The organism is Pseudomonas sp. RIT778 (assembly GCF_019718735.1).
GTDB classification, from domain to species: Bacteria; Pseudomonadota; Gammaproteobacteria; order Pseudomonadales; family Pseudomonadaceae; genus Aquipseudomonas; species Aquipseudomonas aphyarum.
Window position 1 is genome coordinate 71470 of sequence record NZ_JAIHBA010000024.1, and the last position, 24106, is coordinate 95575.

Here is a 24106-nt window from a genome sequence, read left to right on the forward strand (position 1 = left end):
TGATGAAACAGCCCAAACCGAATTTCTACAACCTGGCCTGGCGTTGGCATTTTTATGCCGGATTGTTCGTCGCCCCATTCATGATGATGCTGGCCCTGACCGGCATCATTTACCTGTTCAAGCCGCAGCTCGATTCGCTGATGTACAGCAGTCTGCTGAACGTCCCCGCCGGGCATCACACCGTGCCGGCCGACGACTTGCTGCAAAAGGTCAAAAGCGCTTATCCACAGGGCCAGGTCACCCAGTACCTGCCGCCGGTGAATGCCGAGCGCAGCGCGCAGTTTGTCGTGGCCAATGCCGGCCATGAGCTGAACGTGTTCGTCGATCCCTACCACGGCGACATCCTCGGCGAGCAGGATGCCAAGCAGAACCTGCAAGCCATCGCCCGGGCGATCCATGGCGAGCTGATGATCGGCACCGTCGGTGACCGACTGATCGAAATGGCCGCCGGCTGGGGCGTGGTGCTGGTGGTGTCCGGGGTTTTCCTGTGGTGGCCACGGGGTCAGGCAGCGGGGATTCTGTGGCCACGCCTGAGCAGTCGCGGCCGCGTGCTGTGGCGTGACCTGCATGCCGTCACCGGTTTCTGGGGCGCCGCATTGCTGCTGGTGATGCTGCTCAGCGGCATGACCTGGACCGGCTTCTGGGGCAAGCAATACGCCCAGGTGTGGAACGTGTTCCCGGCGGCGATGTGGGACAACGTGCCGACCTCCGACGTAGAGGCCGGCAGCCTCAACAACGCCGCGCGCCAGACCGTACCGTGGGCGATGGAAAACACCCCGATGCCGATGTCCGGCGACCACGCCGAACACATGGCCCACGGCGGCATGCAACACGGCCCCGCCGCCCCGACCATCCGCCTGCAGGACGTGCAGGACATCGCCGTTGAGCGCAAGGTCGAGCCGGGCTACAGCATCACCCTGCCGACCACCGCCACCGGCGTGTTCACCATCGCCGTGTTCGCCGACGATCCGCGCAACGATGCGACCCTGCACGTCGATCAGTACACCGGCAAGGTGTTGGCCGACGTGCGATTCGAGCAGTACGGCGCTGTTGCCCGGGCCACCGAGATCGGCGTGATGCTCCACGAAGGCAAGATGTTCGGCACCTTCAATCAGATCGTCGTGCTGCTGATCTGCCTGATGATCCTGCTCAGCGCCGTCAGCGGCGTGGTGATCTGGTGGAAGCGCCGGCCACAGGGCAAGTTCGGCGTGCCGCCGCTGCGCCACGACCTGCCGAAGTGGAAAACCGGGGTGGCGATCATGCTGGTGCTGGCGGTGGTGTTTCCGCTGGTGGGGGCTTCGCTGGTGGTGGTGTGGTTGCTGGATCGGCTGCTGTTGTCGCGTCTGGGCCGACAAGCTGAATCTGCCTCAACTTCATCATGAAACAGGCGAGATGCGCGATTTAGACAGATCTTTAAACTGCCGGGGCTTAAACTCCGGCAATTTTTAGTGTTACTGTATAACGCAAATTTGCTGCTCTGCCCGCAGCCATGCACTGTCATGAGCCTGCGGGCTTTTCTTTTGAAGAAGTGATTCACCGCCCCGATGAACAAGTACCTCTTGTCCAGCCTCTGTCTGTTCGCCCTGAACAACAGCGCCCACGCCGACAACGCCCCGCTGACGCTGCCCACCGGCACCATCACCGCTCCGGCCAATGACGACCAGACCGTCAGCCTGACCACGCCGACCAGCGCTGGCTCGCGTCTGAACCTCAGCGCGATGGAAACCCCGGCCAGCGTCGAAAGCCTCAGCGGCGAGCAAGTCCGCGCCCGTGGCGATCGCAGCGTGCAGGACGCGGTGTCGCGCAGCACCGGCATCAGTCGCACCGGCACGCCGGGCGACGGCGGCACTTCGTTGCAGGCCCGGGGCTTTACCGGGCAGAGCTCGGTGATGCAGTTGTATGACGGCAACCGCATGTACACCGGCATGGGCACCGTGACGTTCCCGGTCGACACCTGGTCGGTAGAACGCGTCGATGTCCTGCGCGGCCCGGCCTCGGTGCTGTACGGCGAAGGCGCGACCGGCGCGGTGGTCAACGTGATCCCGAAAAAGCCGTTCGACGGCGAAATCGAAAACCATGTGCGGATCGGTTACGGCTCGTTCGACCGCCAGCAGCAGGCGTTCGACAGCGGCGGTTCGCTGACGGATACCCTGAGCTATCGCCTCAATCTCAATCGCCTGCGCAGCAACGGCTGGGTCGATCGCGGCGATTCATCCAGCGACTTCATCAGCGCCGCCCTGCGCTGGCAGGCCACGGACGATCTGACCTTCACCCTCGCTCACGATTACGGCGATCAGCGCCCGCAGAACTATTTCGGCACGCCACTGATCAACGGCCAGTTGAAAGACAGCCTGCGCAAAAAGAACTACAACGTGCGCGACGACAAGCAGCACTACAACGATCAATGGACGCGCCTGACCAGTGACTGGCAGATCAACGATGCGGTCAGCGCCAGCAACGAGCTGTACTACCTGAAAGCCCAGCGCCGTTGGCAGAACGCAGAGAACTACAACTTCGACACTGACAGTCAGCAGCTCAGCCGCAGCGGCTACTTCGGCATCGGCCACAAACAGGAACAGGTCGGCGACCGCCAGACCTTCACCTTCAAGCACTCGCTGTTCGGCCTCGACAGCCAGACCGTAACCGGCGTCGATTACAACCGCATCCGCTTCCAGCTCGACAGCAACTCGCCGTTCAACGACGTATTGCCGAACGGTCAGCCGCTGGATCGGTATCACCCGCAAACCGGTTATTTCGAGAGCGCCGATCCGTATCGCGATCAGTTCGACAGCACCACAAAACAGATGTCGGTGTTCGCCGAAAACCGCACGCAACTGAGCGAGCGCTGGTCGCTGGTGACCGGCGTGCGCCGCGACTACGTGCACGTGGATCGCAACAACCTGGTCGACGGCAGCCAGAGCGACAAGACCCTGACCGGCAACAACTGGAAGGCCGGCCTGGTGTTCGCGCTGACGCAGGACACCTCGTTCTACGGCCAGGTCGCCACCAGCACCGATGGCATCGGCGGCCTGATTTCCCTGAGCCCGAGCCAGCAGCAATATGACCTGTCGACCGCCCGGCAAACCGAGATCGGCCTGAAGCAGCTGTTCTGGGATCAGCGCGGCGAATTCACGCTGGCGGCGTATCGCATCGTGAAGAAGAAGCTGCTGACCGACGACCCGGGCAACCCGACCCTCAAGCAGCAGGTCGGGCAGCAATCGTCGAACGGCCTGGAAGCCAGCCTCGATCTGCAACTGCCGAACGCCTGGCAACTGCAAGCCAACGCGGCGATCGTCAAAGCCAAATACGACGATTTTGAAGAGGTAGTCGGCGGCGTGCCGGTGTCGCGCAATGGCAATCGTCCGGTGGACGTACCACGGCGCACCGCCAATCTGTGGCTGAGCAAGGCGCTGACCGATGATCTGAAGGCCGGTGCTGGTGTGCGTTACGTCGATGCGCGCTACGCCGACATGGCCAACCGCAACGAGCTGCCGAGCTACACCGTGGTCGATGCGACGCTGTCGTGGAAAGCCCTGCGCAACACCACGCTGGGGTTGCAGGTGAACAATCTGTTTGACCGGACGTACGCGCAAAGCCAATACAATGAGGGCCAGCAGTGGATTCTGGGTGAGCCTCGTTCGTTCTTTGTCACAGCTGACTACACCTTCTAGAACAGGAACGAAATGACCTCACTGTCCCTCACCCATCTCGCCTGGACACCTCTGGGCCACGGCCACTGCCATCACCAGTTCCAGCTGCGTGACGCCTCGTTGCAAGTGGCCTCCGGTGAGTTCGTCGGGCTGATCGGGCCCAATGGCAGCGGCAAGACCAGCCTGTTGCGCTGCGCCTATCGCTTCAGTCAGCCGGAACACGGTGAGGTCAGACTCGATCACCACAACGTGTGGAAACAATCCTCACGCTGGTGCGCGCAACGCATCGCCGTGGTGCTGCAGGAATTCCCCGACGCCTTCGGCCTGACCGTCGAAGAAGTGGTCGCCATGGGCCGCACGCCGCACAAAGGCCTGTTCGACGGCGACACGCTGGAAGACCGCAATCTCGCCACCCAGGCCCTCAAATCCGTGGGCCTCGAAGGCTTCGAAGACCACGCGTTCGCCACCCTGTCCGGTGGAGAAAAACAGCGGGTGATCCTCGCCCGAGCCCTGACCCAGCAACCGCAACTGCTGATCCTCGACGAGCCAACCAACCACCTCGACCCGCGCTATCAGCTGGAACTGCTGCAACTGGTCAAGCGCCTGCAGATTGGCACGTTGGCGAGCATCCACGACCTGAACCTGGCCGCCGCGTTCTGCGATCGTTTGTATGTGATCAATCACGGTCGCATCGTCGCCAGCGGCACCCCGCAACAAGTCCTGACCGTCGAACTGCTGCGCGACGTGTTCGGCGTCGAAGCATTGATCGACCCACACCCCCTCCACGGCTACCCGCGAATCACCTGGATAACCCGACCATGACTGTGCGCTCCCTGCTTTGCCTCGCCCTGTTGCTGGGCACCACCCACGCCTTCGCCGAGGCCACCCAGTACCCGCTGACGATCCAGAGCTGCAACCGTGAAGTCACCTTCAAGGAAGCGCCGAAACACGCGGTCAGCCACGACATCAACATGACCCAGATGATGCTCGCCCTCGGCCTCAAGTCGAAGATGGCCGGCTACAGCGGCGTCAGTGGCTGGAAGTCGGTAACGCCTGAAATGCAGAATCTTCTCGACGGTCTGCCGGAGCTGGCAGCCAAGTACCCGTCGGTGGAAACCCTGCTCAACGCCAACGTCGATTTCTTCTTCGCCGGCTGGGACTACGGCATGCGCGTCGGTGGCGATCTCACGCCGCAGACCTTGCAACCGCTGGGCATCAACGTCTATGAGCTGACCGAATCCTGCGCCTTCGTGATGAAGCGCCCCGCCGCCACGCTAGACGACACCTACAACGACCTGCGCAACCTCGGAAAGATTTTCGACGTGCAGGATCGCGCCAACGCGCTGATCGCTGACATGCAAAGTCAGGTCGCCGAAATCCGCAAAGACCTGCCCGCTGAAAAACCACGGGTGTTCCTGTACGACAGCGGCGACGACCGCGCCATGACCTCCGGCCGCCTCGGCATGCCGCAAGCGCTGATCGACGCGGCCGGTGGGCGCAACGTTCTCGATGACGTCGAAGCGAGCTGGACCCGGGTCAACTGGGAAACCGTGGTCGAGCGCAATCCGCAGGTGATCGTGATCGTCGACTACAGCGAAATCACCGCCGAGCAGAAGATTGAATTCCTGCTGAAGAACAAGGCGCTGCAATCGGTGGACGCGATCAAGAACCAGCGCTTCATCGTCATCCCTTACGTGCAGGCCACGCCGGGGATCGACAACGTGCTCGCAGTTGAAACCTTGGCCAAAGGGTTCCACGGCGAATGAACAATCGTCGCTACGGCTGGCTGCTGATCGCACTCGGCGCGGTGCTGTTGGTGTCGTGCGTGGTGTCGCTGGGCTTCGGCCCTGCGCGGGTGCCGGTGGACGTGGTGTGGCGGATTCTGCTGCACAAACTGTTCGGCCTCGGCGTGCCGGACTGGAGCGCCGGCCAGGAACACATCGTCTGGCTGATCCGCGTGCCGCGCATGTTGCTCGGTGCATTGGTCGGCGCCGGGCTGGCGTTGATCGGCGCGGTGCTGCAAGCAGTCACGCGCAATCCGCTGGCCGATCCGCACCTGCTCGGCGTCACCTCCGGTGCCACGCTTGGCGCAGTGATCGTGGTACTGCACGTCGGTGAAATCGTCGGCCTGCTGACGTTGCCGATTGCCGCGTTCATCGGCGCGTTGTTGAGCATGTTTCTGGTGCTGGGCATCGCCAACCGCCAGGGTCGGCTGGACAGTGATCGGCTGCTGCTGTGCGGCGTGGCGGTGTCGTTCGTGATGATGGCGATCGCCAATCTGCTGTTGTTCATGGGCGATCACCGTGCCAGTTCGGCGGTGATGTTCTGGATGCTCGGCGGCCTGGGTCTGGCGCGCTGGGAGTTGTTGGCGGTGCCGGCGCTGAGCGTGTTGCTCGGACTGATTCTGCTGATCGGCATGGCCCGTTCGCTCAATGCCTTGATGGCCGGCGAACAGACCGCCGTCACCCTCGGCCTGAATGCCCGGGCGGTGCGTCTGCGGGTGTTCGTGATTGCTTCACTGATGACCGGGGTGCTGGTGTCGATCAGCGGCTCCATCGGTTTTGTCGGGCTGATGGTGCCGCACATTGCCCGGCGTCTGATCGGTGCCGAGCACCGTCGCCTGCTGCCGGTGTGCGTGTTGCTCGGCAGCGTTTTCCTCGTCTGGGTCGACGTCGCCGCGCGGACGCTGATCGCCCCCGAAGACCTGCCTATCGGCGTCGCCACCGCCGCCCTCGGCGGGCTGTTCTTCATCGGCCTGATGCGCCGCCGCTGAATCCTCCGGGTGCGCCCCAATCTGGCGCACCCCGCTGCACCTTTGCATGCAACACGTCCCCTCATGGTGCGCCGACTCTGCGCGCAACCGCTCTAAACCGACATTTCCCTGCCCAAACCCGACCGGGCACAGCCCTTGCAAAACACCCTTCAGTCGTTCGCATCTGCCAACCATAAAAAACTTTAACGTTCATGGAGATCGCACAATGAAGCGTCGCAGTTTGATCAAGGCTTTCACACTCACGGCATCCATTGCCGCGATGGGCATGACCTGGACCGTACAGGCCGCCGAGACCATCAAGGTCGGGATTCTGCATTCGTTGTCCGGCACCATGGCGATCTCCGAAACGTCGCTCAAGGACATGGCGTTGATGACCATCGACGAGATCAACGCCAAGGGCGGGGTGAACGGCAAGATGCTCGAACCGGTGGTGGTCGACCCGGCGTCGAACTGGCCGCTGTTCGCGGAAAAGGGCCGGCAGTTGCTGACTCAGGACAAGGTCGCGGTGGTGTTCGGTTGCTGGACCTCGGTGTCGCGCAAATCGGTGCTGCCGGTGTTCGAAGAACTCAACGGCCTGCTGTTCTACCCGGTGCAGTACGAAGGTGAAGAGATGTCGCCGAACGTGTTCTACACCGGCGCCGCGCCAAACCAGCAAGCGATCCCGGCGGTTGAATACCTGATGAGCGAAGAAGGCGGCAGCGCCAAGCGCTACTTCCTCCTGGGCACCGACTACGTGTACCCGCGCACCACCAACAAGATCCTGCGCTCATTCCTGCACTCCAAAGGCGTCGCGGATAAGGACATCGAAGAGGTCTACACCCCGTTTGGCCACAGCGACTATCAAACCATCGTAGCCAACATCAAAAAATTCTCGGCCGGCGGCAAGACCGCTGTGATTTCGACCGTGAATGGCGACTCCAACGTGCCGTTCTACAAAGAGCTGGCCAACCAGGGCCTGAAGGCGACCGACGTACCGGTGGTGGCGTTCTCGGTGGGCGAAGAAGAACTGCGCGGCATCGATACCAAACCGCTGGTGGGCAACCTCGCGGCGTGGAACTACTTCGAGTCCGTGGATAACCCGGCGAACAAGAAATTCGTCGCCGACTGGAAAGCCTACGCGAAGAAACACAACCTGCCGGGCGCCGACAAAGCGGTGACCAACGACCCGATGGAAGCCACTTACGTCGGCATCCACATGTGGGCGCAGGCGGCGGAAAAAGCCAAATCGACCGACGTCGACAAGGTCCGCGAAGCCCTCGGCGGCCAGACTTTCGCCGCGCCATCCGGCTACACCCTGACCATGGACAAGACCAATCACCACCTGCACAAACCGGTGATGATCGGCGAGATCCAGAGCGACGGTCAGTTCAACGTGGTGTGGCAGACCGAGGGGCCGATTCGGGCGCAGCCTTGGAGCCCGTTCATTCCGGGTAACGACAAGAAGCCGGAGTATGCGGTGAAGAGCAACTGAGTTAACCCGCTCAACCTGATCGTTCCCACGCTCTGCGTGGGAATGCCTCAATGGACGCTCTGCGTCCGCTTTTGGGACGCGGAGCGTCCCGGGCTGCATTCCCACGCGGAGCGTGGGAACGATCACTACGCAAGGCCATTTCATATGCCCACTGCCCTTTACCGATTGATCCTGGCCCTCGCACTTTTGCTGCCGATAGCCGCCCACGCCAGCGACGCCGAAGACTTCGTCGCCGCCAACCCCACGCAACAAGCCAAATTGCTGGAAGCCTGGGCCGCGCAGCCCGATCCGGCCCGTGTCGAACTGATCAACGCCCTGCAACAAGGCGAACTGACCGTCGACGGCCAACCCAAAACCCTGCGCCTGAACAATCGCCTGCGGGGTCTGATCGACACCGCACTGGCCAGCCACCAATTGCTCGCCGCCGACGCCAAAACCCGTCTGACCGCCGCGCAGCAATTGCAGAAAAGCGCCAAACCGGCGCAGCTGAAATTCCTCGACCAGCAACTGGCTGGCGAACAAGACGAAAACGTCCACGCCGCCCTGAGCCTGGCGCTGGCCAATCTGCAACTGGTCGACACCGACCCGGCGGTGCGCCTCGCGGCCGTGCGCCTGCTTGGTGAAACCGGCGACCCGCTGGCCCGCACCCGCCTCGAAGGCTTGCTCGAACCCGGCGTCGAGACCGATGCCAATGTGCGCACCGCCGCCGAAACCAGCCTGGCCCAGGTCAAGCGCAAACTGCTGGTCGGCGAACTGCTCGGACAGGCCTTCAGCGGCATGTCCCTCGGTTCGATTCTGTTGCTCGCGGCGCTGGGGCTGGCGATCACCTTCGGCCTGCTCGGCGTGATCAACATGGCCCACGGCGAGATGCTGATGCTCGGTGCCTACTCGACCTACGTCGTGCAGTTGATGTTCCAGCGCTACGCGCCGAATGCCATCGAGTTCTATCCGCTGATCGCGCTGCCGGTGGCGTTCTTCGTCACCGCTGCCATCGGCATGGCCCTGGAGCGCACGGTGATCCGTCACCTCTACGGCCGCCCACTGGAGACCCTGCTCGCCACCTGGGGCATCAGCCTGATGCTGATTCAGCTGGTGCGTCTGGTGTTCGGTGCGCAGAACGTTGAAGTGGCGAACCCGGCGTGGCTGTCCGGCGGGATTCAGGTGTTGCCGAATCTGGTGCTGCCGTACAACCGCATCGTGATCATCGCCTTTGCGTTGTTCGTAGTGGTGCTGACCTGGCTGCTGCTGAACAAGACCCGCCTGGGTCTGAACGTGCGCGCCGTCACCCAGAACCGCAACATGGCCGCCTGCTGCGGCGTGCCCACCGGGCGCGTCGACATGCTCGCCTTCGGCCTCGGCTCGGGCATCGCCGGGCTCGGTGGCGTGGCCCTGAGCCAGATTGGCAACGTCGGCCCTGACCTCGGCCAGAGCTACATCATCGACTCGTTCCTGGTGGTGGTGCTCGGCGGTGTCGGCCAACTGGCCGGCAGCGTGTTCGCCGCATTTGGCCTGGGCATCGCCAACAAGATTCTCGAACCGCAGATCGGTGCGGTGCTCGGCAAGATCCTGATCCTCGCGCTGATCATTCTGTTCATCCAGAAACGTCCGCAAGGCCTCTTCGCACTGAAAGGACGGGTGATCGACTGATGAACCAGCCTCTACTAGTCACGGCCACACAAAAGGCCGGCCCGAAAGTCACCCTCGCTGTCGGCGTGGTGGTTCTCGCGTTGCTGATCGCCCTGCCGCTGCTGTCGCTGTTGCCGGCGGACAGTGCGCTGCACGTTTCGGCCTACACCCTGACGCTGGTCGGCAAGATTCTCTGCTACGCCATCGTCGCCCTGGCGCTGGATCTGGTCTGGGGTTACGCAGGTCTGCTGTCGCTGGGTCACGGCCTGTTCTTCGCCCTCGGCGGTTATGCAATGGGCATGTACCTGATGCGTCAGGCCGCCGGTGATGGCTTGCCGGCGTTCATGACCTTCCTGTCGTGGACCGAATTGCCGTGGTACTGGAGCGGCACCGGCAACTTCCTTTGGGCGATGTGCCTGGTTGTGTTGGCCCCGGGGTTGCTGGCGCTGGTGTTCGGTTTCTTCGCCTTCCGTTCGCGGATCAAGGGCGTGTATTTCTCGATCATGACCCAGGCCCTGACCTTCGCCGGGATGTTGCTGTTTTTCCGCAACGAGACCGGCTTCGGCGGCAACAACGGCTTCACCAATTTCCGCACGATCCTCGGTTTCGGCATCACCGAACCCGGCACTCGTGCGGTGCTGTTTCTGGCGACGGTGCTGTTGCTGGTGGCGAGCCTGTTCATCGGCTGGCGCCTGGCCCGCAGCAAGTTCGGCCGGGTGCTGACCGCGCTGCGTGATGCGGAAAATCGCCTGATGTTCTGCGGCTACGACCCGCGCGGTTTCAAGCTGTTCGTCTGGGTCTTGAGCGCGGTGTTGTGTGGTCTGGCCGGTGCGTTGTACGTGCCGCAAGTGGGGATCATCAACCCGAGCGAAATGTCGCCGACCAACTCGATCGAAGCCGCCGTGTGGGTGGCCCTTGGCGGGCGCGGCACCCTGATCGGCCCGCTGCTCGGGGCCGGCGTGGTCAACGGCATGAAGAGCTGGTTCACCGTGGCCTTCCCCGAATACTGGCTGTTCTTCCTCGGCGCGCTGTTCATCGTCGTGACGTTGTACCTGCCCAAAGGCGTGATCGGTCTGCTGAAGAAACGAGGTGAATCATGAGAGTCACGGCGAGCGCTGAATTCATGCTGGAACCGGCCTTTTTCCCGGTGGAGCCGAACAAGGACGAAGGCACCAGCCGCGACTCGATCGGCCTCGGGCAACGCGTCGGTCCGGGCCTCGACACCCGTCACGGCACGATCCTGACCCTGGAAGACATCAGCGTCAGCTTCGACGGCTTCCGGGCGCTGAACAACCTGAACCTGTACATCGGCGTCGGCGAACTGCGCTGCATCATCGGCCCCAACGGCGCGGGCAAGACCACGCTGATGGACGTGATCACCGGCAAGACCCGGCCGAGCCACGGCAAGGCGTGGTTCGGCGAAACCCTCGACCTGACGCAGATGAGCGAAGTGCAGATCGCCCAGGCCGGCATCGGTCGCAAGTTCCAGAAACCGACGGTGTTCGAAGCGTTGAGCGTGTTCGAGAACCTGGAGCTCGCGCAGAAAACCGACAAGTCGGTGTGGGCCAGTCTGCGGGCGAAGTTGAGCGGCGAGCAGAAAGACCGGATCAGCGAAGTGCTCGACACGATTCGCCTGACCACTTCGGTCAATCGCCCCGCCGGGCTGCTGTCTCATGGGCAGAAGCAGTTTCTGGAAATCGGCATGTTGCTGATGCAGGACCCGCAATTGCTGCTGCTCGATGAACCGGTAGCGGGCATGACCGACGCCGAAACCGAGTTCACCGCCGAGCTGTTCAAGTCCCTCGCGGGCAAGCACTCGCTGATGGTGGTGGAACACGACATGGGTTTCGTCGGCTCGATTGCCGACCACGTCACCGTGTTGCATCAGGGCAGCGTGCTGGCCGAAGGATCACTGGAACAGGTGCAGGACAACGAGCGCGTGATCGAGGTTTACCTCGGCCGCTGAAGAGGAATCCGATCGTTCCCACGCTCCGCGTGGGAACGATCACCGGGGAGAGTTTGAACATGCTGCAAGTCGACAAGCTGCACCAGTACTACGGCGGTAGCCACATCCTGCGCGGCCTGAGCTTTGACGTGAAGGTCGGCGAAGTGACCTGCCTGCTCGGCCGTAACGGCGTGGGCAAGACCACGTTGCTCAAGTGCCTGATGGGCCTGTTGCCGGCCAAGGAAGGCGCGGTGAACTGGGAAGGCAAACCGATCACCACGTTCAAGCCGCATCAGCGGGTGCACGCCGGGATCGCCTACGTGCCGCAGGGACGGGAGATTTTCGGCCGGCTGACCGTGGAAGAAAACCTGCTGATGGGTCTGTCGCGTTTCCCCGGCAGCGAAGCCAAAGAGGTTCCGGCGTTCATCTACGAGCTGTTCCCGGTGCTGCTGCAAATGAAACAGCGGCGCGGCGGCGACTTGTCCGGTGGTCAGCAACAGCAGCTCGCCATCGGCCGCGCACTGGCCAGCCGTCCGCGTCTGCTGATCCTCGACGAACCCACCGAAGGCATCCAGCCGTCGGTGATCAAGGAAATCGGCGCAGTGATCAAGAAGCTCGCCGCCCGGGGCGACATGGCGATTCTGCTGGTGGAGCAGTTCTACGATTTCGCCGCCGAACTGGCCGATCAGTACCTGGTGATGTCCCGGGGCGAGATCGTGCAGCAGGGCCGTGGCGAAAATATGGAAGCCGAAGGTGTGCGCGGGCTGGTGACTATTTGAGGTTACGGTCTAATCTGTAGCGTCCTAACGATAATTAGAAAACATGAACTTACCTGTTGCGACTGCCCTGTTTACCCCGAGCTGGCACGCCGAGCTGGAGCTGGCCTACGCCCGCTTCGGCGATTGCACGCGGCCGACCCGACGCCGGCACCTCGGCCCGTTGCGGGTGCAAAAGCACCTGTACGCCGAAGGGCCCGAGGTCTGCCAGCACATCATCGTCCACCCGCCGGGCGGGATCGCCGGCGGTGACCGGCTGGACATCAGCGCCCGCGTCGAACAAGGCGCCTGGGCACAGATCACCAGCCCCGGCGCGGCCAAGTGGTATCGCGCGGCGGGCCCCGCTTATCAGTCGCTGGACCTGCATGTCGCTGATGGCGCGACACTGGAATGGCTGCCTCAGGAGACCATCGTCTACAGCGCCGCCCAGGCTGAACTCACGACCTCGATCGAGCTTGAAGGTGATGCGCGACTGTTTTACTGGGACGTGGTGGCCCTCGGGCGTCCGGCCAGTGGCGAGCGTTTCGACCTCGGGCACTTCCAGGCGCATCTGGATATTCGCCGTGATGGGCGGTTGTTGTGGCATGAGCGCCAGCGCATCGTCGGCGATGACGGCTTGCTTGATTCGCCGATTGGGCTGGATGGCAATCCGGTGTTTGCGACGTTGCTGGTCACCGGTGAGATTGATGCTGAACTGCTGGAGCGATGCCGCTCGCTGGGCCACGAGGTGCGCGGGGATCTGACGCAATTGCCCGGTCTGTTGGTCGCTCGTTGCCTGGCCGGTGAAGCGTTGCTTGCGCGAGCGTGGCTTATTGAATTGTGGCGATTGCTCAGGCCTGTGTTGCTCGGCCGTGAAGCTCAGCCGCCGAGAATCTGGAGTACTTGAGGGCCAGCCCCTCACCCCCCGCCCTCTCCCCGGAGGGAAGAGGGAGCCTGACCGAGCTGTCTGGAAAGAATTTTGCAGTCTCAAAAAAATTACTGACTGAACTGGCCACTGAAAACGACCGAGATCAGTCCCCTCTCCCTCCGGGAGAGGGCTAGGGTGAGGGGCGGTTCCAACTGACACCCCTCAAACCGAAAGAACCACACAAATCTGCCCAAATGGATTTCAAACGATGGACCTGACCCCACGCGAAAAAGACAAGCTGCTGATCTTCACCGCCGGCCTCGTGGCCGAGCGGCGACTGGCCCGTGGCGTGAAGCTCAACTACCCGGAAGCCATGGCCTACATCTCGGCAGCGCTGCTCGAAGGCGCTCGTGACGGCCAGACCGTGGCCGAACTGATGCACTACGGCACCACCCTGCTGACCCGCGATCAGGTGATGGAAGGCATCCCGGAAATGATCCCGGAGATCCAGGTCGAAGCGACGTTTCCCGACGGCACCAAACTGGTCACCGTCCACCAACCGATCGTCTGAGGCCGTGCCATGACCTACACCATCCGCGATGCCCTGCACGCTGACCTGCCGGCGATCCGTGACATCTACAACGACGCCGTGCTCAACACCACGGCGATCTGGAACGAGTCCGCCGTCGACCTCGGCAACCGTCAGGCCTGGTTCAGCGCCCGTCAGGCTCAGGGTTATCCGATCCTGGTGATCGTCGACGCCGACAACACCACCCTCGGCTACGCTTCGTTCGGTGACTGGCGGCCGTTCGACGGTTTCCGCCACACCGTCGAGCACTCGGTCTACGTGCGCAGCGACCAGCGCGGCAACGGCCTCGGCCCGCAACTGATGACCGCGCTGATCGAACGCGCGAAAACCTGCGACAAGCACGTCATGGTCGCCGCCATCGAAAGCGGCAACGCCGCGTCGATTCGCCTGCACGAGCGCGCCGGTTTCATCACCACCGGGCAGATGCCGCAAGTCGGCACCAAGTTCGGCCGCTGGCTCGACCTGACCTTCATGCAACTGACCCTCAATCCTGGCGCGGAGCCGCCGCCCGCCCACAAGGAGTGACACCGATGAACCCCGCCCAACTGCGACGCGTCAATGCTGAAAGTTTTGCGCACTATCGTCAGGGTCTGATCGACCTGCTGCTCGACGCCGTGGGTTATGGCGCCAGCGTCGGTTTCATGGCCAATCTCGATGCCACACAGGCCCGCGCTTATTTCGACGATGTGCAGGACAACCTGAACAAGGGCAGCGTCTTGCTGTGGGTGGTGGTCAAGGACGAACAGGTGCAGGCCAGCGTCCAGTTGAGCCTGTGCCAGAAGGCCAACGGCCTGAACCGCGCCGAGGTGCAGAAACTGCTGGTGCGCGAACACGCCCGGCGGCGCGGCCTCGGTCAGCAGTTGATGCAAGCGCTGGAACAGACCGCGCGTCAGTACAAGCGCGGCATGCTTTACCTCGACACCGAGGCCGGCTCCCCGGCTGAAGATTTCTACAAGGCCCTGGGTTACACCCGCGCCGGGGAAATTCCCGATTACGCCTGCGACCCGAACGGTACCTATCGCCCGACGGCCCTCTATTACAAAGTCCTGCAAGGAGCGAATTGATGATTCCCGGCGAATACAAAATCCAGCCCGGCGACATCGAACTCAACGTCGGTCGTCGCACTGTCAGCCTGAAAGTGGCGAACAGCGGCGACCGGCCGATCCAGGTCGGCTCGCACTACCATTTTTTCGAAACCAACGACGCCCTGACCTTCGACCGCGCGGCCAGCCGTGGCATGCGCCTGAACATCCCGGCGGGCACGGCCGTGCGCTTCGAACCGGGCCAGAGCCGCGAGGTGGAACTGGTGGATTACGCCGGGCACCGGCGGGTGTTCGGGTTTGCCGGGCGGGTCATGGGTGACCTCTGAAATTTGCGGTGTCTCCATCGCGAGCAGGCTCGCTCCCACATTAAACCGAGTTCCTCCAGCTGGAATCCGATCCCCTGTGGGAGCGAGCCTGCTCGCGAAAGTGAGCGCAGCGAACGATCTCAAAACCAATTGAATTCCAAGGCGAACACATGAAGATCTCGCGTCAAGCCTACGCCGACATGTTCGGCCCCACCGTCGGCGACAAGGTGCGCCTGGCCGACACCGAGCTGTGGATCGAGGTCGAACAGGACTTCACCACCTACGGCGAAGAAGTGAAATTCGGCGGCGGCAAAGTGATCCGCGACGGCCAGGGTCAGAGCCAGTTGCTGGCCGCTGAAGTGGTCGACACCGTCATCACCAACGCCCTGATCATCGACCACTGGGGCATCGTCAAAGCCGACGTCGGCCTCAAGGACGGGCGCATCGCCGCCATCGGCAAGGCCGGCAACCCCGACGTGCAGCCCGGCGTGACCATCGCCATCGGCGCCAGCAGCGAAGTGATCGCCGGCGAAGGCATGATCCTCACCGCCGGCGGCATCGACACGCACATCCACTTCATCTGCCCGCAACAGATCGAAGAAGCACTGATGAGCGGCGTCACCACCATGATCGGCGGCGGCACCGGGCCGGCCACCGGCACCAATGCAACGACCTGCACTTCGGGGCCGTGGCACCTGGCGCGAATGCTTCAGGCAGCGGATGCGTTCCCGATGAACATCGGCCTCACCGGCAAGGGCAACGCCAGCCTGCCGGAGCCGTTGATCGAACAGGTCAAGGGCGGCGCCATTGGCCTCAAGCTGCATGAAGACTGGGGCACCACCCCGGCGAGCATCGACAACTGTCTGAGCGTCGCCGACCAGTACGACGTGCAAGTGGCGATCCACACCGACACCCTCAACGAGTCCGGTTTCGTCGAAACCACCCTCGGCGCGTTCAAGGGCCGGACCATCCACACCTATCACACCGAAGGTGCCGGTGGCGGCCATGCGCCGGACATCATCAAGGCCTGCGGTTTCGCCAACGTGCTGCCGAGTTCGACCAACCCGACCCGGCCATTCACCCGTAACACCATCGACGAACACCTCGACATGCTGATGGTCTGCCACCACCTCGACCCGAGCATTGCCGAAGACGTGGCGTTCGCCGAAAGCCGCATCCGCCGCGAAACGATTGCCGCCGAAGACATCCTCCACGACCTCGGTGCGTTCTCGATGATCAGCTCCGACAGCCAGGCCATGGGCCGCGTCGGCGAAGTCATCACACGCACCTGGCAGACTGCCGACAAGATGAAAAAGCAGCGCGGCCCGCTGCCTCAGGACGGCGAAGGCAACGACAACTTCCGCGCCAAACGCTACATCGCCAAGTACACGATCAACCCGGCGATCACCCACGGCATCAGCCATGAAGTGGGTTCGGTGGAAGTTGGCAAGTGGGCCGATCTGGTGCTGTGGCGCCCGGCATTCTTCGGCGTGAAACCGACGCTGATCCTCAAGGGCGGCGCCATCGCCGCCAGCCTGATGGGCGACGCCAACGCGTCGATCCCGACCCCGCAACCGGTGCACTACCGCCCGATGTTCGCCAGCTACGGCGGCTCGCTGCACGCCACCAGCCTGACCTTCATCAGTCAGGCAGCGCAGGAGTCCGGATTGCCCGAAGCGTTGGGCCTGAAGAAGAAAATCGCCGTGGTCAAAGGTTGCCGCGACGTGCAGAAAACCGACTTGATCCACAACGACTACCTGCCGAACATCGACGTCGACCCGCAGACCTATCAGGTCAAGGCCGACGGCGTGTTGCTCTGGTGTGAACCGGCCGAAACCCTGCCGATGGCGCAACGTTACTTTCTGTTCTGAGTCAGCGCCCCGGTCGTCGAGGCTTTCGATGACCGGGACTGCCGACACTTCAGCGGGTTGAAGTGTCCATCGAATAACGTGAAGAGCCAGGCTGCTCCTCGTCGAGAGTGACCGTCAGCGGTTCGCCTGTTTCCAGGTGCGACAGGGCAATCAGTTGCTGGTTGCGCTCGATACCGCGCTCGATCTCGAGCATCTGCACCGCCTCCTGATACGCCGTGCTGGTCACGTCTTCATATTCATCCTCGAGTCGTTGCAGCTTTTCATCCGCACTGCGCTTGAGTGCGCCGAGTTCGTCCGGGTACTTCTCGGTCAGGTACTGCACCCAGTATTCGCGACTGATCAGCTCTTCATAGAACCGCTCGCTTTTTTCCGCCGTCACGACGGCGTCACGCGCCGTCGCCAGCTCCTCGCCCCTGATGGGTCGGGCAAATCGCATGTGCCTTGGCTGCCCGGGCAGTTGCAGGCCGTCCTCCCAACCTGAAGTCAGACCGATTCGATATTGCAATCGAACTTCCGCAGGATCGGCATGACGTCCCATGTTGCGGGCAGCAAGTTTTTCCACCTCGCCCAGGCGGAACAGCTGCCGCGACAAGTCGAGCAAGGCGCGCCCCTTCGCCAAGAGGCCGGGTTGCAAATGTCGCAAGGCGTTGTACTCGAACACCTTGACCTCGATTTCACTGAACGCCAGGGTGCGGCCATCGACGCATGTCGTGTGCGTGGTCGCCATGGAAAACAGTGTGTCGCGCAGCTCCTGACTGCCATCGGCCGCTTCGACGATTTCCCAGATGCGTCGTGTCAGATCGGCGCGAAACACCCGGAACTCCTCTGTATGCGGCATCTGCGAAAGCAGATGGAAGAAGGCGGCGTTGTCGGGCTCGGCGGCCAACCGCTGCCACATCGCCCGACAGCGAGCGGCATCCTCATGAGGAATGTTTTCAATCCAGGGTGTGGCCTGGAGTTCAAGAACGCTTTCAGCAAGTGTCGGAACCACTTCATCCGGTTCTGCATCACTCTCGAAGCCCGCGCCATCACCGTCACTTTCGGTCGTACTGTCCATGTCATCGATCATCCGGTCGATGTCGGCATACGTCAGGCCCAGCACGTCGCCACGCCCATGGGTATCGGCGTAATCACGCAGCTGGATCAGACTTTGTTGCGACATTTCGTAGTTCTCCGACAGATTGCTGCCGGCTAGCAAACCGGCATGGTCGCTGTCGTACAACTCGACGGGAATCGACGAGATTTCATTGTTGCTCAGATCGATCGCTTGCAATCGGGGAGCTTGCAGCACCCCTTCCGGCCATGCCGTGAGCAGGTTGTCACGCAGGTTCAGCCGCTCCAGTCGCTCCAGTCGGGCGACGCTGAACGTGCGCAGGCCGTTGTGGCTCAGGTCCAGCCGCTGCAGCTGCGGCAGGCCCGCCAGCGTTTGATCCAGCGCTGCGGAATCCACAAGCCCGGTGAATGACAGCTCCAGTCGCTCAATTTGCAGCATGTGCCCCACTGGCTCGGGAATTGCCAGCAAGTGATTGCCGCCGATGTTGAGCCTTCGCACCTGCGTGAACGCCCTGAGAAAGTCATTGGAACCCTCGGTAGTGAGCTTCACTCCCGAGAGGTTCAAGATGCGCACCGCCGCGAACGTTTCTTCCAGTGCGGGCAGGTTGCCCACCTGCAGGCCGTCGAGATTCAGCTCTCGGTCAACCACGCCATTCCAGTCGACCGTGCCCTCACGCCAGCATTCGATGATCCGCTGTGCGGCGAGCTGACGAGTGCGCGATGACACGACCCAATCCATGCCCCGGGTTTCATGGGTGAACAACCAATCGTTCAGGCGTCGCGTCAGCGACTCGAATGTCTGCTCCCAAGCGTCGATTCGTGCACCGATCTCAACTTCGGTCAGCCCCGCGCCTTGCAGCCGTTCAATCGCCAGCTGCGCCTGAGCGCTGTCGTACCGCGAGCGCAGGCGCTGGATACGGGCAACCCACCCGGCCGGACCTTCGCCTGTCGACAGCGGCGGCAGCGGCAACAAACGTCGAGCGATCACCGAGCCACTTTCGACAGGCGGCGTGCGATGGCGCGGTTCTTCCAGCGCAAAGCGCTGCAACGATCCTGGCAGCAGGCCTCTGGCCTGTTCGATGCGCTGACGTGCGATGACCAGCAACAGGTTGGCCTGCTCGGTCAGCGGTGTTCCGACCAGGCTGGTATCGAGCAACAACGCGTCACGCGCCAGCAACGCCTCCGGCAGCGAGGTCAACTGACTGTTGCTGAGATCCAGCCAGGTCAGCTCCGGCAGAAGCTCTGCCCCCACCGGCCATTCGCGCAGGGCCGTCGCGCTGAGATCCAGCGCCATCAGGCGATTCATCCCGCGCACGTCGATACTGCTCAGCGGATTGTCGTGCAGGTTCAGGGTTTCGAGTGCCGGCAGGGTATCTGCATCCAACGGCAATTCACTCAAGCCACAATGGCTCAGATCGAGGGTATCGATCCCGCGAAAGGTGCTGATGAAACCACGCAACTGCTCGACCGGTGCCTGCAATCCGGCCAGATGCAGACTTCTGACGTGGGTGAATCCTTCTGCCGAAAGCGTCGGCAGACTGTCCACCGGCGAGCCGAGAATATCCAGCACCGACGCATCGTTGGGCAAGCTGACGTACAGGTTGAAAAATATACTTTCGGTCCGCGCGCCATAACGCTGGAACAATCCGCTGCGCCAACTGGCCTTCAGTGCATCGGCGACCGCCAAACGCGCGGTCCCGCCATTTTGAAGCGTCGGTTCGGCGCCGACCCACCCGTCCAGACGGTTGAGTTCACTGAACTGTTCACTCAAGGTTTCGATCGCCGCAAAGCGGCTGCCGACGTCAGTCCATTGCGCCTTGAAACCCGTACTCAAGACATCGAACAGGCTCGGCTCCATGCCGACAAAACGCTTGAGTTCGCCGCGGCAATAGTCCGCGACCATTTCGTCCAGATCGAGCAGATGCCGGGGCTGGTTGCGGACAAATTCGTAGATCGGTTTGAACACCCGACGCGGGAACCTCGACCAGTCCAATGACAGGCCGGACAACAGCCGCTGATGGCCCTCATAGATTTCCATCGGCAGGGTGTTGATTGCCGTTGATCGCAGGTTCAGGCGCTCCAGTCGTGGCAAATCCAGAACACCGCGGGGCCATTGGTGCATTTGCGGACTGCCGACTTCGAGCCTGCGCAGTTGGCGCAGGCCGCCGACCTCAAGCGTCATGGGTACGACCGGGTTCATGCCGCTGGCGGTACAGTGCAGCTCCAGTTCTTCAAGTCGGGTCAACTCGCGAAGACGCGTCGCCACCTGGCCGGTAATCGGTGTCGAGAGCTTCAGACGGGTCATGTGACGCAGGGTTTTCAAGGTCGCGAGCACTTTGTCGAATTCCGCAACGCGCGCGGTCAGTGCCAGTTTCTCGACATTGGGAAACGCCGCAAGCGTGTCGCCCACGACCGGAACGCGCAACGTCAGTTCGCGAACATGGGAGAAGTCCGCCGCCAATGACGGCAGTGGCGCGTCACTGATCAGCGTCAGGCGGGCCGCTCGCGGATCGTGTTCGGCCAACGGTGCATTGCGCCAACAGTCCTTGATATTTTGCACCACGCTGACGAACTCGTCGCGAGCACTGCGCAGGCGCAGGTTCTGCGACATCATCCACTGATCGAGTGTTGTTTCCAGCTCCCGCCACTCGCTCAACCGGTTGTTGAGCAGATGAAAGATCTGCTGGTCGGTCTTGCCCAGCCGCCATTGCTCGAGAATGAAGCCGCGGGCCTGAACATCGGTCAGCCCCGGGTAGACGCTCTGGACATGACCGGTCAACGCCGGGTTCGGCCCCGGTCCATCGCCGCTGGCGGGATAACCGAACAGTTTGGGGGCAATGCGTTGCGGCGGTTTGAACCATGGTTTTTCTGCCGCGCCCGCACGCAGAATCCAGGCCGACTGACTGCGCTCGGCGAGCGCTCGCTCAATGATCGCGTTTTGCAACTCGATGCTCTGCCCGACACTCGGAAAACCCAACGCATGACGTGCCGGATCGGGCAAGGCATGCATCAACGAGCTGAAAAAGTTATCACCCGTGTGGGGAATACTATTGAGCGGCTCACCACGCTCATTGTCGGCTTGAAAGGCATCTCCATACTTGACCAGATACTTGTGCGCAGAGGCCGTTTCGCTGCCGATGGCATCCAGCATCGGCCCGCTGATACTGCACTCGCGGATTTCCAGACGCACGTCATCGGACCAGCCCGGCAGCCGCCGCAATGTGTGCAACGCCAGATGGCGACTGTCGGGCGAGGCCATGGTTTCACTGCGCAACCCGGCCAGAGCCCGGGTCAGGCGTCCCTGCTGGCGATACCAGCGACCGAGTTCCTGCAAATGCGACGGGACCTTCGCGGCGCTGTCCAGTCGCGCCAGCTCTTCGGCATCGGCCTGTCCCAATGCTGCCGTTGCCTCTCGCCCGGTCAACCCGGGGACGACTCGTTGCAGCTTCGCCGCCCGAGGGTCGACTGGATCGTTTGCCTTGAGAAGACTGTCGAACAACGCGGGCTGGTGCGCGCTGGCGTAGTCGGCAATCTGTCTGGAGAACTCCTGTGCCCTCGATGCGCGAACCCGTGCAGGCTCGCCACCCAGCAGACGCACCGTCTCTGCCTCATCCAGTGCCGCGAGTATCCGGGCCGGTAGCTCACCGTTCAGCACCTCGGCCCGGCTGATGCGAATCGGCGCCTTGCCGCCGCGTTTCGTCCCGTAACCGATTGCCCGCCCCGAGAAGTCCGGGCTGTCGAAGATCTGCAGCCTGCGCCCGAACGGCCAGCGCGGCATGTCGGGAAGCAGCGGCAACAGATGCATGAATCGACTGTCGACTGCCTGAGTGCCGGCTGCCTGTTCGACGATCAGTCCGGCATCGCGCTCGGCGTTGAACAGTTGCATGGCATCCGCCAGTTCCGGTGGCGGCAAGGCGTTGTCCAGGTGCATCTTGCGCAAGGCGTTGTCGCTGACATCGGCGACATCGGCCATCGTCAATAATTGCTCGTCAGAGAACGGGGCAGTGCGGTGGCCGATACGCCGCAACAGCGTCAACCGGTCCCAGACCTGCGGGCGTTCCAGGGTATATCGCCATGCGCCGGCGCCGTTGTGCGTCAAGGGTGGCTGATAGGCCTGCGGATCGCTCGGATGCTGGATGCGCCAGGCTTTGAGCGACTCGTCGTAAGTCTGCTGATAAGTCTTGCCATCGAGGCGTATGCAGTTTTTTTCTCCCGACTTGTACTGCCCCAACGCATTCGGTACAGCATTCTCGTCCAGTGTGACCGGACTTTCGTAGCCACTCAGATCAGGCTTCCACAAGCGAGTCGTGCCGTCCGGCATTTCCACCGGGTGCAGGTTCTCGATGACCGGTGTCGATCGGGCGGCGGTCAGCCGGGCGAGCCCTTTGCCGGCGCCCGCCATCAAGGCAATCAACGCCAGATTCTGCGCGACATCGATCAGATGCGCCTTGGCGGCCTTGCGATCACCCTCGCTCCACTCGATGGCGCCTTCAAGGGTTTCTTCGAGCAGTTGCCCGGCCATCACCACCATCATCACTTCGCCCAATACCGGCACGAACATCGAGACGCCCATCAGCACCAGCATGCCGATGTTCAACAATGTGGCGAGCTTCTCCGAGCGCACTTTGGCGTCGACATCCGCCGTGGGCACGGCATGGCTACGGGCATCGGCGATCAAACGGTCACGATGCTGCTCGAACTGGTAATTCCACAGGTCGATGTTGTCCGACCAGATCCCGCCGCCCTTGCGCGACAGGTCAACCGGGTTCAGATACGGATCTGCGTTGGGCACCTGTTCGACCGGCGGCGCAGGCGGTAACTCGTGAATGCCGATCAGTGCCGCGTTGATCGGATTGAGTGCCTTGAAAAACTCATTGAGCAGCGGCTCGTAAGGAGCGAGTTTTTGCGAAAACGTGCGGTTCGGCGTGTCGTCGGTGAACTGGCCGAAGTAGCGCGGTCGGTCGGCATACGCGACGAACTGGCTGAAAAACCGCTGGTAGCTATTGGGGTCTGCAGGATGAGCCTGAGTCGCATCGGGAGCGGTGAACCGCTGCTTGAACATCGTCGCGATTTCCCGCCCCTTGTAGCGTTTGAGCGGGTGGTAGGGATCACCCGGGATGTACAGGATCGCGTCGTCGCTGTAGCGATACTTCTCGCAGATCGTGAACATTACACAGCCGGTCATGCGCCGGCCCATCAGGCCCAGATCACGGAACCAGATTTGCCGCTGGCCCTGACGCGGTGCCAGTTCGCCGTTGAGGATCGATCGAATCGAGGCGTAATCCTCACGGCCGATATCACCCTTGACCAACGCCAGTTCTGCAGCTGCATGCAATGCGGTTTTATGGGCGTCGATGAATTTATCGCGCAGCACGTGCTCGGCCACCGCGTCTCTGGGGTGCAGGAAATCCTTGAGGTAAGCCTGGTATTTCTCCCCGATGTCCAGCGAGCGGCACAGGCCGGTGAATTGCTCGACGGTCAGGTGCGTGTTCAACGGCGCAAGCGTGCCGGGTGTCGAGGTTTCACTGCGAAATCCCGATGTTTCATGAAAAGCCCCGTTTTTGCATTCTCGGGCTTCGAAGTTGTGCAGCGCCGCTTGCAGCAAGGGCAGCTTCAGGACTTCGAAGAAATCGATATCGATGGCAAAAATCCCGATCTCCACCGGTTTGTTCAGCACCAGCCAGGTCTTGCTGACGTCCAGCGTCACGTTGAAGCGGTCCTTGAGGGCCTTGGTCAGCAACGGCGCGGCGAAGCTGTCGATGTCCTGAAAGGTCGACATGGCCTTGTCCAGACGGGTCTGGGCGGCGAGGCTGGCGGTCACGGCATCGCCCACCGCCTTGCGTTGATCGCGCGATGCGCGCCTGTACCAGTCAGGTTTGGCGGGATCGACACTGTTCACCCCTTCCCGCTGCCGAGCCGAGGCGTTGATCAGCCAGTCCGGGCTGGCCTTCTGAAGGAAATCGGCGTGCAGACTTTGCGTCGCGCGCGGAACTGGCGGGAGGGGGGCGTCATCGGGTGATGATCGGGTGACAGGGATTCCGGGCATGGTTTCACTCCTTGAAATGGAGCGAAAGCAGACCATGCCAAGCCTCTGTGGCTGCGGTAGATATGTATCGTGGCACCGCGGGTTGTCAGCGAAAATTTCAGGTCCGAGCGG

At 62.3% G+C, this 24106-nt stretch carries 17 protein-coding genes; 16 read left to right on the forward strand and 1 reads right to left on the reverse strand.

The genetic code is table 11. The features are described from left to right. The first annotated feature begins 2 nt into the window (after positions 1-2). From K5E37_RS17765 to ureC, 16 genes are all read left to right on the forward strand, one after another. Positions 3-1382: a PepSY domain-containing protein gene (locus K5E37_RS17765; RefSeq protein WP_221534703.1), complete on the forward strand. Its 1380-nt coding sequence runs from the start codon at positions 3-5 to the stop codon at positions 1380-1382. 162 nt (positions 1383-1544) lie between these two features. Further along, positions 1545-3671, forward strand: a complete 2127-nt coding sequence (locus K5E37_RS17770) for a TonB-dependent siderophore receptor (RefSeq protein WP_221534705.1) — start codon at positions 1545-1547, stop codon at positions 3669-3671. 12 nt (positions 3672-3683) lie between these two features. Beyond that, on the forward strand, positions 3684-4472 hold the full coding sequence (locus K5E37_RS17775) for an ABC transporter ATP-binding protein (RefSeq protein ID WP_221534707.1): 789 nt from the start codon (positions 3684-3686) through the stop codon (positions 4470-4472). Continuing rightward, positions 4469-5416, forward strand: coding sequence for an ABC transporter substrate-binding protein (locus tag K5E37_RS17780; RefSeq protein WP_221534709.1), 948 nt, complete (start codon positions 4469-4471; stop codon positions 5414-5416). Before K5E37_RS17775 ends, K5E37_RS17780 begins: the two co-directional genes overlap by 4 nt. Then, positions 5413-6423, forward strand: coding sequence for an iron ABC transporter permease (locus K5E37_RS17785; RefSeq protein ID WP_221534711.1), 1011 nt, complete (start codon positions 5413-5415; stop codon positions 6421-6423). Before K5E37_RS17780 ends, K5E37_RS17785 begins: the two co-directional genes overlap by 4 nt. Positions 6424-6628: 205 nt before the next feature. Then, positions 6629-7894, forward strand: a complete 1266-nt coding sequence (urtA, locus tag K5E37_RS17790; protein WP_007950596.1) for an urea ABC transporter substrate-binding protein — start codon at positions 6629-6631, stop codon at positions 7892-7894. 144 nt (positions 7895-8038) lie between these two features. After that, positions 8039-9541 carry an urea ABC transporter permease subunit UrtB gene (urtB, locus tag K5E37_RS17795; protein ID WP_085609223.1) on the forward strand — a complete coding sequence of 501 codons (1503 nt, stop codon included), beginning with the start codon at positions 8039-8041 and terminating at the stop codon, positions 9539-9541. Beyond that, a complete protein-coding gene (gene urtC / locus K5E37_RS17800; protein ID WP_221534712.1) occupies positions 9541-10620 on the forward strand; it encodes an urea ABC transporter permease subunit UrtC in 1080 nt (359 codons plus the stop codon). Before urtB ends, urtC begins: the two co-directional genes overlap by 1 nt. Then, on the forward strand, positions 10617-11486 hold the full coding sequence (gene urtD, locus K5E37_RS17805) for an urea ABC transporter ATP-binding protein UrtD (RefSeq protein WP_007950599.1): 870 nt from the start codon (positions 10617-10619) through the stop codon (positions 11484-11486). Before urtC ends, urtD begins: the two co-directional genes overlap by 4 nt. Before the next feature lie 59 nt (positions 11487-11545). Continuing rightward, the gene (gene urtE, locus K5E37_RS17810; RefSeq protein ID WP_007950600.1) at positions 11546-12244 is read left to right on the forward strand and encodes an urea ABC transporter ATP-binding subunit UrtE; all 699 of its coding nucleotides are present in this window, start codon (positions 11546-11548) and stop codon (positions 12242-12244) included. Between the two features lie 43 nt (positions 12245-12287). Continuing rightward, positions 12288-13127, forward strand: a complete 840-nt coding sequence (locus tag K5E37_RS17815; RefSeq protein WP_221534715.1) for an urease accessory protein UreD — start codon at positions 12288-12290, stop codon at positions 13125-13127. 229 nt (positions 13128-13356) lie between these two features. Then, positions 13357-13659 carry an urease subunit gamma gene (ureA, locus tag K5E37_RS17820; protein WP_039766748.1) on the forward strand — a complete coding sequence of 101 codons (303 nt, stop codon included), beginning with the start codon at positions 13357-13359 and terminating at the stop codon, positions 13657-13659. A gap of 9 nt (positions 13660-13668) precedes the next feature. Beyond that, positions 13669-14202, forward strand: coding sequence for a GNAT family N-acetyltransferase (locus tag K5E37_RS17825; RefSeq protein WP_007950603.1), 534 nt, complete (start codon positions 13669-13671; stop codon positions 14200-14202). A 5-nt stretch (positions 14203-14207) separates the two neighbouring features. Beyond that, positions 14208-14741: a GNAT family N-acetyltransferase gene (locus K5E37_RS17830; RefSeq protein WP_221534717.1), complete on the forward strand. Its 534-nt coding sequence runs from the start codon at positions 14208-14210 to the stop codon at positions 14739-14741. After that, a complete protein-coding gene (locus K5E37_RS17835; RefSeq protein ID WP_007950605.1) occupies positions 14741-15046 on the forward strand; it encodes an urease subunit beta in 306 nt (101 codons plus the stop codon). The genes K5E37_RS17830 and K5E37_RS17835 overlap by 1 nt, the downstream gene beginning before the upstream one ends. 149 nt (positions 15047-15195) lie before the next feature. Further along, the gene (ureC, locus tag K5E37_RS17840) at positions 15196-16896 is read left to right on the forward strand and encodes an urease subunit alpha (protein ID WP_221534718.1); all 1701 of its coding nucleotides are present in this window, start codon (positions 15196-15198) and stop codon (positions 16894-16896) included. 49 nt (positions 16897-16945) lie between these two features. On the opposite strand, the gene K5E37_RS17845 is transcribed toward ureC, so the two are convergent. Next, positions 16946-23995: an NEL-type E3 ubiquitin ligase domain-containing protein gene (locus K5E37_RS17845; RefSeq protein WP_221534719.1), complete on the reverse strand. Its 7050-nt coding sequence runs from the start codon at positions 23993-23995 to the stop codon at positions 16946-16948. Positions 23996-24106: the final 111 nt, after the last annotated feature.

Bases quoted from the DNA above. Each gene is read 5' to 3' on its own strand.
- urtB (WP_085609223.1), top strand. From the start codon at position 8,039: ATGCCCACTGCCCTTTACCGATTGATCCTGGCCCTCGCACTTTTGCTG.
- urtD (WP_007950599.1), top strand. From the start codon at position 10,617: ATGAGAGTCACGGCGAGCGCTGAATTCATGCTGGAACCGGCCTTTTTC.
- K5E37_RS17765 (WP_221534703.1), top strand. From the start codon at position 3: ATGAAACAGCCCAAACCGAATTTCTACAACCTGGCCTGGCGTTGGCAT.
- K5E37_RS17825 (WP_007950603.1), top strand. From the start codon at position 13,669: ATGACCTACACCATCCGCGATGCCCTGCACGCTGACCTGCCGGCGATC.
- urtE (WP_007950600.1), top strand. From the start codon at position 11,546: ATGCTGCAAGTCGACAAGCTGCACCAGTACTACGGCGGTAGCCACATC.
- ureA (WP_039766748.1), top strand. From the start codon at position 13,357: ATGGACCTGACCCCACGCGAAAAAGACAAGCTGCTGATCTTCACCGCC.
- K5E37_RS17770 (WP_221534705.1), top strand. From the start codon at position 1,545: ATGAACAAGTACCTCTTGTCCAGCCTCTGTCTGTTCGCCCTGAACAAC.
- K5E37_RS17780 (WP_221534709.1), top strand. From the start codon at position 4,469: ATGACTGTGCGCTCCCTGCTTTGCCTCGCCCTGTTGCTGGGCACCACC.
- K5E37_RS17815 (WP_221534715.1), top strand. From the start codon at position 12,288: ATGAACTTACCTGTTGCGACTGCCCTGTTTACCCCGAGCTGGCACGCC.
- urtC (WP_221534712.1), top strand. From the start codon at position 9,541: ATGAACCAGCCTCTACTAGTCACGGCCACACAAAAGGCCGGCCCGAAA.
- K5E37_RS17775 (WP_221534707.1), top strand. From the start codon at position 3,684: ATGACCTCACTGTCCCTCACCCATCTCGCCTGGACACCTCTGGGCCAC.
- urtA (WP_007950596.1), top strand. From the start codon at position 6,629: ATGAAGCGTCGCAGTTTGATCAAGGCTTTCACACTCACGGCATCCATT.
- K5E37_RS17830 (WP_221534717.1), top strand. From the start codon at position 14,208: ATGAACCCCGCCCAACTGCGACGCGTCAATGCTGAAAGTTTTGCGCAC.
- K5E37_RS17835 (WP_007950605.1), top strand. From the start codon at position 14,741: ATGATTCCCGGCGAATACAAAATCCAGCCCGGCGACATCGAACTCAAC.
- K5E37_RS17785 (WP_221534711.1), top strand. From the start codon at position 5,413: ATGAACAATCGTCGCTACGGCTGGCTGCTGATCGCACTCGGCGCGGTG.
- K5E37_RS17845 (WP_221534719.1), bottom strand. From the start codon at position 23,995: ATGCCCGGAATCCCTGTCACCCGATCATCACCCGATGACGCCCCCCTC.
- ureC (WP_221534718.1), top strand. From the start codon at position 15,196: ATGAAGATCTCGCGTCAAGCCTACGCCGACATGTTCGGCCCCACCGTC.